Source organism: Protofrankia sp. Cj3, assembly GCF_917627355.1.
In the GTDB taxonomy this organism is placed as follows: Bacteria; Actinomycetota; Actinomycetes; order Frankiales; family Frankiaceae; genus Protofrankia.
Genome location: NZ_CAKJTR010000172.1, coordinates 1 through 8,957 on the forward strand (window position 1 = coordinate 1; position 8,957 = coordinate 8,957).

General features: G+C 68.3%; 10 protein-coding genes. 6 read left to right on the forward strand and 4 right to left on the reverse strand.

Annotated elements, in window-relative coordinates:
- Window positions 1-212: 212 nt before the first annotated feature.
- Both MJ783_RS18770 and MJ783_RS18775 read left to right on the forward strand, forming a co-directional pair.
- Complete coding sequence (locus MJ783_RS18770) at window positions 213-734, forward strand: hypothetical protein (protein WP_239312114.1); 522 nt, start codon at window positions 213-215, stop codon at window positions 732-734.
- Between the two features lie 794 nt (window positions 735-1,528).
- On the forward strand, window positions 1,529-2,137 hold the full coding sequence (locus MJ783_RS18775) for a hypothetical protein (protein WP_239312116.1): 609 nt from the start codon (window positions 1,529-1,531) through the stop codon (window positions 2,135-2,137).
- A 58-nt stretch (window positions 2,138-2,195) separates the two neighbouring features.
- Here MJ783_RS18775 and MJ783_RS18780 read toward each other — a convergent pair whose 3' ends face one another.
- Entirely contained in the window at window positions 2,196-3,503 is a 1,308-nt protein-coding gene (locus MJ783_RS18780; RefSeq protein ID WP_239312118.1) for a DUF1015 family protein, read from the reverse strand.
- A 381-nt stretch (window positions 3,504-3,884) separates the two neighbouring features.
- Between MJ783_RS18780 and MJ783_RS18785 the strand changes: the two genes are divergently transcribed.
- The gene (locus MJ783_RS18785; RefSeq protein ID WP_239312121.1) at window positions 3,885-4,310 is read left to right on the forward strand and encodes a tetratricopeptide repeat protein; all 426 of its coding nucleotides are present in this window, start codon (window positions 3,885-3,887) and stop codon (window positions 4,308-4,310) included.
- A 10-nt stretch (window positions 4,311-4,320) separates the two neighbouring features.
- On the forward strand, window positions 4,321-5,523 hold the full coding sequence (locus tag MJ783_RS18790; RefSeq protein ID WP_239312123.1) for an HAD-IIA family hydrolase: 1,203 nt from the start codon (window positions 4,321-4,323) through the stop codon (window positions 5,521-5,523).
- A gap of 88 nt (window positions 5,524-5,611) precedes the next feature.
- On the opposite strand, the gene MJ783_RS18795 is transcribed toward MJ783_RS18790, so the two are convergent.
- From MJ783_RS18795 to MJ783_RS18800, 3 genes are all read right to left on the reverse strand, one after another.
- Window positions 5,612-6,577, reverse strand: a complete 966-nt coding sequence (locus MJ783_RS18795) for a hypothetical protein (protein ID WP_370651700.1) — start codon at window positions 6,575-6,577, stop codon at window positions 5,612-5,614.
- Entirely contained in the window at window positions 6,523-6,663 is a 141-nt protein-coding gene (locus tag MJ783_RS23750) for a hypothetical protein (protein ID WP_370651701.1), read from the reverse strand. The genes MJ783_RS18795 and MJ783_RS23750 overlap by 55 nt, the downstream gene beginning before the upstream one ends.
- A gap of 507 nt (window positions 6,664-7,170) precedes the next feature.
- Window positions 7,171-7,509 (reverse strand): SCP2 sterol-binding domain-containing protein, encoded by a 339-nt coding sequence (locus MJ783_RS18800; protein ID WP_239312127.1) that lies wholly within the window; start codon window positions 7,507-7,509, stop codon window positions 7,171-7,173.
- Window positions 7,510-7,932: 423 nt separating this feature from the next.
- On the opposite strand from MJ783_RS18800, the gene MJ783_RS18805 reads away from it, so the two are divergent.
- On the forward strand, window positions 7,933-8,127 hold the full coding sequence (locus MJ783_RS18805; protein ID WP_239312131.1) for a hypothetical protein: 195 nt from the start codon (window positions 7,933-7,935) through the stop codon (window positions 8,125-8,127).
- A 20-nt stretch (window positions 8,128-8,147) separates the two neighbouring features.
- A partial coding sequence (locus MJ783_RS18810) for a TlyA family RNA methyltransferase (protein WP_239312134.1) occupies window positions 8,148-8,957 on the forward strand: 810 nt, incomplete at its 3' end.

The following is an 8,957-nucleotide window of genomic DNA, read 5'->3' on the forward strand; positions in this document are numbered from 1 at the left end:
CATGAAGCCGGCACCGACGCGGGCATGGATGGCACCGGCCGAGGGAGAGAACAGCGTGGAGAAGAACAACGGCGAAGCCGCCCGCCCAGGTCGCCGCCAGCCAGCAAGCGCGGCCGAGGCCACTTCCCCGAGGAAGAATCGGATCTCGACGACGAGCACAGCGGCTCGTCGCCCGACCGCGGCCGGGCGTGGCAGATCTCGGACCGCGAGCGATGGACAGGCGCAACAGCGCTGGCGGGCGGCTCGCGACGCCCGCGCTGGCGGTGCGCGTCAGCAGGGTCGCTATGGAGATCAGCCGCCAGCAGGCGGCAACCGTGACACGGCTGGCCGGCCCGCGCGACGAGCGTCTGCCAGCGCGCATCATGATGATGGCGCCCGCCGGTCGCCTCGACCCGTGGGTGCGCGCGGTGACGGCCGGCGTTCTGGTGAGGATCGCGGTCCGGATAGGACAGGCCAGCGACAGGGCGGCGGCCGGCCGGTTGAGCGGCCGAGATCGGATCGGGCGAGAGCGGAAAGGCCGGGGGCGCGGGGGCCGGAAGCCGACGGCCGTGAATCCGGGCGGCGGCCGGCGGGCCCGCCAGCCCGTGGGGCGTCTGTTCCGCGCGGCGGCCGCGGTCACACCGGCAGCCCGGAACGTGGCCAGGGACGCGGCAACGAGCGAGGACACGATGAACGCAGGCAGAGCGCGGCGCGTTCGGCTCGCCCATCGGATTCGCCCGCCTCGGGCCCAGTGAAGCGCGGGAGCGGATCAACGGATCAGCGGACGTTTTTCTCGACCAAGGGTGACCGCTCCGGGCAGGGCTCGCGGGTGTCCCGGAACGATGCCCCGCGCGGCCGTGGTACTGATAATCGTCTTGCGGGCCGGTCTGGCGCCGACAGGCCTCGTGCCGCCGACCGCTTCCGTAGCACCGGTAATGATCGTGATAAGGCTGGCGGTGGCCCGCGGCGGGCGCAGCCCGGGGTCACCCCGCCATCCACCGGCGGCGAGCGTGACGGCAGAACGTCCCCCAGTCCTTCCCGCGGTCGTGCTGCCGAGGATCGGTCGACCGATCGGCGTCGTGGGCGGGATGCCGACCGGCGGCCCGCGCCGGATGCCGTGCCCTACCGGTCTGTTTACCATCGTGACGAACGAGGTCGCGATGCTCGGGCTCGGGACGAACGCGGCGCGGACCGGAACACCACCGGTCGTGCCCCACAACGGCCGGCGCCGGGGCCGAACCAACCACGATCGGGCGAGCCGCATCCGAGCCAGCCACGGCCGGCCAGCCCCGCGCCGCGCGGGCGGGATTCCCGGCCACCGGCTGCACGTGGCGGCAGGCCAGCAGGTCCGCGGCCCGGGGCCGCTGGCTCAGGCCGCGGCAGGCCCGCTCCGGCCCGCGGGCGTACCGCCACGCCCGCGGGATCATCAACATCCGCGGGCCGTTCGGCGGACGCCGGCCGGCAGGAACGCGGACAGGAACAGCGCCCAGGTCGACCATCCGCGCCGGCGCTGCCCGATGAGGCCCGCGCGGAGCTGCTGGACTTCGAGGTGACCCGGGAGTTGCGCGGACTCGGCGCCTCGCTCGCCGAACCGGTCGCCCGTCATCTTGTGGCCGCCGGCATCTATCTTGACGAGGACCCCGCGCTCGCGCTTGCGCACGCTCGTGCGGCGTCAGCGCTTGCGTCCCGTATCGCGGTCGTCCGCGAAGCGGTTGGCCTCGCGGCGTACCACGCGGGGGAGTTCACCACGGCGCTTGCCGAGCTGCGCGCGGCCCGCCGGCTCGACGGTTCCCCTCGCCATCTCGCGCTGATGGCGGACGCCGAGCGTGGGCTCGGGCGTCCCGAGCGGGCGTTGTTGCTCGCCCGGGACCCGGGTGCGGCCGAACTCGACAAGGCGGGCCGGATCGAGCTCCTGATCGTCCTGTCCGGCGCACGGCGCGATCTGGGCGAGCCGGCGGCCGCGGTGCTGCTGCTGCAGGATGAGGCGGCTGTGGCCAGCGTGGAACCGTGGACGCCAAGGCTGTGGTACGCCTATGCCGAGGCGTTGCTGGCCGCGGGTCGGCCGGCTGATGCGGCGCGCTGGTTCGCGTCCACGGCAACCATCGATGAGGAGGAGACCGACGCCGCGGAGCGGGCCGCCATGCTGGCGGACAGCTGATCTGCTGCTCCCGCGACCCGTGGCTTGTCCGTATGGGGTCCGTATGGTGGGCGATGGCCTACTGGTTGTCCAGGAGACGGATCAACAGGCCGCTTCGCGGCTTGGGCGTGAACAGCGTCGACTTCCGTGGCATACGCTCACCCGCGGCGGCGACTGCGGCGACATCCGCTGTGGGCGTCGGGTTGAGCAGCAGCGCGGTCCCGCCGGCCTGCGCCGCGGCGGCGATCGCGCTGGCCGCGTCATGATGGTAACGGATCGTCTCCTCGGTGTCCGGTAGACCCCAGACCTTCACGATCAGCGCGAGATGCGCGACGGTGACATCCAGCTTGCGGAAGGCCGCGGAGCGGTCCACGGGCAGTGCCTCGGCGAGCAGCGCCGGATCCGGTTCGCTCAGGAGGAACGCCGTGCGGCCATCGGTGATCATAAACGCGTGGCCGCCCTTGCCGGCTCCCGCCAGCTCGTTGAGCAGGGCCATCCCGCTCGGATCCGGCGCGGCGTCCAGCTGCGTCACCGAAAAGGCCGATGCGGCCCGGCGCGCGGCCTCGGCCACGTCGAGTCCTGCCACGACCCGGTGGATGGCGTGGACCGCAGGCCCCGACACCTGCGCGTCGGCGAGGAAGGCCAGGCCGAAATCCCACGGGCCGGCGCCGGCCCCGGCAGCGTGACGGTCTGCCTGGTAACGACGGTAGGTGGCGTATCGGTGATGTCCATCAGCGATCACCGCATGCCGTCCGTAGAGATCGTCAGCGATTTGTGCGAGATCGTTTGAATCGGTAAGGGCCCAGATGCGGTGTGATACGCCGTCATCGGTCATAGTGGTCAACAGCGGTTGGGTTGCGGCTGTCGCTGAAACGATCTGGCTGGTGAACCCGCCGCCAGGGTACAGCAGGAAAATTGGTTCGAGATTCGCCACAGTGGCCACGGTCAGGGCGAGCCGGTCGGCGACCGGGCCGGCCATCGTGTTCTCATGCGGCAGGATGATCCCCGCGTTCGGGTCCACGAGGGCCACCGCGCCGACCAGGCCCCGCTGGATGTGGCCGTCGTGGATCTCCTCGTACACGTAGAGTGCGGGAGCGTCGTCGCGGCGCAGGACACCGGCGGCGATCCATGCACGCAGGGTCTGTCCGGCGCGGTCGTAACGGCTCTCGGGAGAGCTCTCGTCGGTGTCGCGCGGAAGGGTGAGACGGACGACATTGTGCGGATGCGCGGCTTCCAGCGCGGTGACGCCCGCTGTGTCGATCACGTCGTAGGGCGGGGCGGTCCGTCTCGCGAGATCCGGCCCGTCATCGGCCACATACCGCAGGGCACGAAACGGCGCGAACACCAGTCCGCCGGGTGTGGGCAGTGCCGGGTCGGGAGCAGTCATGCCGCGATCGTATGGGCTGCCCCCTGCGGGGCCGCTCCAGCCGCGCGGACCATGGCGCAGGCCCGCCGTTGGCTGAGCCCGCGAGCCTTCATACCGGTAACAGGCTGTACAGAAACACAGCGATCAGTGCGATCGGTGGGAGCGTTGCCCGGTTTCCAGCGACACTGGGATGCGCACCTTGTGAAAATGCGTCTGGCCGCCATCGGTGTTGGCTGGCGTGTACATCAGTGGCGACGAGGCTCTGAGCGTGGGCACCACCAGCTGGTGACGTAGGCAGTGACGTAGGCAGTGACGCAGACAGGCAGAGGTAACCAACCGGCCAGCGGCCGCGCGATCGTTTTCTGTCGCGTGGCCGCTGGCCTAGAGGTTAGGGAGGCGCCGATGTCCGGCGGGTACGACGGAGCTGGGGGTAACCGTGGTCCTGTTGGAGGTGCTCCCGGCGGTGAGGTCTACGACTGGTACACCCGGGGTGTTGCCCTGCTCGACCGGGGCAACGCGAACGCCGCGGTCCAGCTGCTGGCCCATGCGGTCGCAGCCGAGCCGGGCTCCCGCAGCGTGCGGGAGGCGTTGGCGCGGGCGCAGTTCGACGCCGGTCAGTACGACGCGGCCCGGGAGAGTTTCGCTTGGATAGTCGAAAATGACCCGGCGGACGACTACGCGCAGTTCGGGCTTGGGATGGCGGCTCGTAGAACGGGTGACCTGCGTGCCGCCGTGGAGCACCTGGCGCTGGCTGCGGCGATGCGCCCGGACCTGCGACACTACGACCAGGCTCTGCGCAGTGCCCGGGCCGCTCTCAACCAGCGTTGATGAGCCGGTTATGACGGACAGTCCACACGTTCATTTTCACGCCCGGTTGACCGGCTCGCCGCGTCCGCTGTCGGCGTCGTCCTCCCCACTTGCCGACGCGCACGACGTCGCGTTGATGGATCTTGATGGTGTGGTGTATCGCGGCGCTGAGGCCGTGCCCCATGCGGCGGATGTGATCGCATCTGTCCGCGGCCGTGGCATGCGTGTGGTGTACGTCACCAATAACGCCCTGCGCTCACCGGCGGATGTCGTGCGTCGGCTGGTGGCATTCGGGGTGCCCGCGGCGGTGCCCGATGTCGTCACGTCGGCGCAGGCGGCCGCGCGGGTGCTGGCCGAACGGCTGCCCGCACGCGCCGCGGTCCTGGTCGTCGGTGGCGAGGGCCTTCGCCAGGCGGTGACCGAGGTGGGTCTACAGCCGGTCGCGACCGTGGGGGAGCAGCCCGCCGCCGTTGTGCAGGGTTTCGATCCGGATCTTGACTACGCCAGGCTCGCTGAGGCGGCGCTCGCGATCCGGGCGGGCGCGTTCTGGGTCGCGACCAACGTTGATGCGACGGTGCCGAGCGAACGTGGGTTGATGCCCGGCAACGGTTCACTGGTTGCGATGTTGTGTACGGCAACCGGATGCGAGCCGATGGTTACTGGCAAGCCTGAGCATGCGATGCACGAGGAATCGGTCCGCCGGAGCGGGGCGCGGTTTCCGGTGATTGTGGGCGACCGTCTCGACACCGATATCGAGTCGGCTGTCCGGTCGGGCACGCCGTCCCTGCTGGTGCTCACCGGAGTGGCCGCACCGGGCGAACTCCTGCGGGCCGAGGCACGCCACCGGCCGACGTATCTCGCGGCCGATCTGCGTGGCCTGTTGGCGTGTCATCCGGGCGTCGTCGTGAAGGTGAGGGGAGCGCAGGGGGCGGAGAAGGGAGGTGAGTCACGATCCGGCGATGTGGTGGCGGCGTGTGGCGGCTGGGTGGCGCAGGTGTGTGATGCGACGCTGACCTGGCGCAGGGCCAGGCCGGCACCCCGGGCAATCGGCGCGTGTGGGGCCGCTGTCGGTGCGTCGCCAGCTGGTGGCCCGTTGGTCGATGCCCTGCCGCGGGATGATGGCCTGGATGCTCTTCGGTCGGCCTGCGCGGCTGCATGGACGGCGGCGGACGCCGGCACCCCCGTCCAGCGGCTGGCTGGTGACCGACCACCGGGCTGTGCCGATCTGGAATAGTGCCCGTTCCAGGCACCCGGAGAGCCGGTTTCTTCCGGTGATTATTCAGCGCGCTACCAGGCTGGAACGCCCGGCAACTGTACTGGCTTTACTTTCCGGCGGATCGTATGTGGCCGAGGATTCTGTTCTTGAACTCAACGAGCTGGGCCGCATGGGATTCGATATATCTGTTGTCGTATGCCGACTGCACAGCCACGGCGATACCGACCAGATTTGTTTTGATCTTGCAGTCGACGTCCATGGACGCGACTGTGATCTCAGCCGGTGAGGCGGGCGTCGTGGAACCGTCAGGCGCTGGCGGGCGCCGCCATTGCAGGTCTCCGATCGCGTCCAGGGGAGTGTTGTACCTGAATCCTGACTCGGCCATACATTGCGCCCAGCTGACGACCACCGCGCGGTATCGACTGTCGTTGGTGGGGACGGGAGGACCAGAATCTGGGAGTACGGTCTCATCGATGATGAGTGGGGTACCGCCGATCGCCTCCTGCCCTTTTCGGGCGCATTCCGAGGAAACTTCGGACGGTCCTGCGACCCCCGTTTCTGTCAGCGAGACCGCTTGCCCGGGAGGTCTGGAATATCCATGGGTCTTTGCCGCCACGGGGTCAAAGAAGCCGTACAGCCCTGACCGGATCACTCCATCTCGTTGCTGGGCTGATAGAAACTCCTGTACCCCCGGCGGCTCGTGGATCTCGGCGTTGGCTCCGTGCGCCGCGAGGCATTTCGCGACGGTTTCGTTGCGTACTGCCCGAAGCTGCATGATCTCCTGAACCGAAGGAATATACGTGTCTATCGGCCGGCCGATCTGCGATGGCTCGGAAATTTGTTGTACTGGCCCGATGCCGGGCTCGTGCTGTTCCGGGGATTTTACCGGGTCCGCGCAGGCGACGCTGGCAGCCAGCACCAGTACAACCGCAGGTAGCGTCGCCTGTGGGCGAATCACGTGGCGGATGCGTGGGGACTGGCGCCAGCGACGCCCGCGAAAGCGTATCAGCATGCAGATCAATATATATTGATGGCGCGAACTGTCTGAGCCGGGTACGACCATGAAGACCACTTCGGGAAATACACTGTGTAGCTGTCGCCCGAATACCATCCGGCGTTGTTTCCGGAGCTGCCTCCATAAACGTTGTAGAGGGTCACATTCGTGTAGCCGGCATTTGCCCAGCATGTCGTTTGATTGGACTGCAGCCAAAGAAAGTCGTAGCTGACTACAGGATACCCTGTTGATTGCTTGAGCGGAACCCGCGGTAGCAACCAGCCCAAGTGTGACTGCCATGGCCGTGAAAACAGACGCGAACGCTCTCTTCACCGTCAGGTCCTTCCGAGGCATCGATAAATTGATCAACGGACCGTGCTTCTCCTCCTTGCGCGGTAGCATGTTTCAGAGGCTTCCCGTTGGCTATGAGCGCTTACTCGGGTATTGAACAATGAGTGAGAGGAAACTGTCAACCTTGATTTTTTATCTATTCTATCTTGATCTTATTGCTGACTGTTCCTGGCGTCGGAAAAGTATCTCTGAGCTGGGATGACGTGGGTATTCGGGGGCTGTCTGGGGGGCGGTGAGCCGGACAGCCGGCTTCCCAAACTTGCGCTAAAGCAGGGAACGCATCCGCAGCGGGTCTCGCAGGCTGGCTTCCCAAACTTGCGCTAAAGCAGGGAACGCATCCGCAGCAGGTCTCGCAGGCTGGCGTCCACCTTCAGCCGGCCGCTGGACCACGCCGAGCCGAACCGCAGGCTTCCCTCAGTGACGGCGATGAGGTCGTCACTGTTCACCGTGAATGTCACCTGGGCCGTCTCGCACTCGCCCTCGTTGATGTCGAGGACGTTGCCGTCGCGTAGTTCCGCGGAGAAGCTCGTCCCGAGATCGGGTATCCGGCACATGATGGTACGGTCGGGAGCCAGCTCGCGCGTGCGGTCGTTCACCAGATTGTTGAGCTGATCCGCCAGCATGCGCAACGCCGCCGAACACTGCTGCCTGGTCGCCATGCCGGCCAGCTCCTCCTTCCGCGGGTCCGCTGGGCTGTGTCTCGGAGCCTCGGAGCTGCGGTGTTCCGCATGACCTTTGCGGCCGCCACCCGGGACCGGACACTGCCACCGGCGGGTGGCTCTCGTACACAGTGACGAGGCGGTAACGATGGTAGGGATGGGCTCTCACGGAGAGCCTAGCGCCCGGTCTGCCGATGGCGATGTGTTCGACACGGCTCGTCCGGTGTACCTGGGGTAACCGTCGCCACCGCGAGCGGGATCCAGGCATCCTGGTTCGGACGACAGCGGCGTGCCGCGGGGTGACGGTCCTGCCGTCGCTGTCATGGAAGAGGAACCCCTCATGACTGTGCACCCCGGCGGCGTCCGCCGCTGCGCTCCTCGGTCGCTGGCGCGTCCTGCGATGCTCGCTATGGACGCCGCCGCATGAGTGATGACGTTCCAGATGATGTTCGTGACGCGCTTGCGCGGATGGACCGCCTGCCCACGCTGCCCGTGTCGGCCCACGTCGCTGTCTTCGAGGAGGTCCACGGTCTCCTGGACGGAGTACTCACGGATCTGGACGGGCCCGCGAGCGCTCCGCCTGATCCAGCCGCCAAGCCTGGCCGGCCGCGGGCGTGACCGGGACGAGGCGCGCTGCCATGGTCCGCAGGACGCGGCTGGACCGCGAGCTCGTACGGCGAGGCCTGGTTCGCTCCCGCGAGCAGGCCAGTGAGGCGATCATTGGCGGCCGGGTCCGGGTGAGCGGGCGGCCGGCCACCAAACCCGCGACGATCGTGGATGACACCACGTCTATTGTGATCATTTCTGGGAGCGACCCCGGATATGCCTCGCGCGGCGCCCACAAACTGCTTGCGGCCCTGTCCACCTTCGCCGGGAACGAGCCGCCGTTGCGGGTCACCGGGCGCCGCTGTCTGGATGCCGGGGCGTCCACCGGTGGTTTCACGGACGTGTTGCTGCGCCACCGTGCGGCTGAGGTCGTCGCGGTGGACGTCGGATACGGCCAGTTGGCGTGGCGGTTGCGGAGCGATCGACGGGTCCGGGTGCTGGAGCGTACCAATGTCCGCCACCTCGCCCCCGAGGAAATCGGTGGGCTGGTCGATCTGGTCGTGGCCGATCTGTCGTTCATCTCGCTGCGGCTGGTGCTGCCCGCGCTGCGGGCCTGCGCCCGACCAGAGGCCGACTTCGTCGTCCTGGTCAAGCCGCAGTTCGAGGTGGGGCGGGACGGTCTCGGGCCGGGCGGGGTGGTCCGCGACGTGACTGCGCACGCGTGGGCGGTGCGGGAGGTGGCCGCGGCTGGGGCACGGTTGTCACTCGGTGTCCGTGGGGTTGTCGCGAGTCCGCTGCCCGGCCCCGCGGGCAACGTCGAGTACCTGCTGTGGCTTGCCGGGGAGGCTCCCAGCATGCCCGAGGCCTGGCTCACCGAGGCGATCGCCACCGCGATCGCGGCC

Coding starts and splice junctions, on each gene's coding strand:
- MJ783_RS18770 (WP_239312114.1), top strand. CDS start 213: ATGGACAGGCGCAACAGCGCTGGCGGGCGGCTCGCGACGCCCGCGCTG.
- MJ783_RS18780 (WP_239312118.1), bottom strand. CDS start 3,503: ATGACTGCTCCCGACCCGGCACTGCCCACACCCGGCGGACTGGTGTTC.
- MJ783_RS18800 (WP_239312127.1), bottom strand. CDS start 7,509: ATGGCGACCAGGCAGCAGTGTTCGGCGGCGTTGCGCATGCTGGCGGAT.
- MJ783_RS18785 (WP_239312121.1), top strand. CDS start 3,885: ATGTCCGGCGGGTACGACGGAGCTGGGGGTAACCGTGGTCCTGTTGGA.
- MJ783_RS18790 (WP_239312123.1), top strand. CDS start 4,321: ATGACGGACAGTCCACACGTTCATTTTCACGCCCGGTTGACCGGCTCG.
- MJ783_RS18805 (WP_239312131.1), top strand. CDS start 7,933: ATGAGTGATGACGTTCCAGATGATGTTCGTGACGCGCTTGCGCGGATG.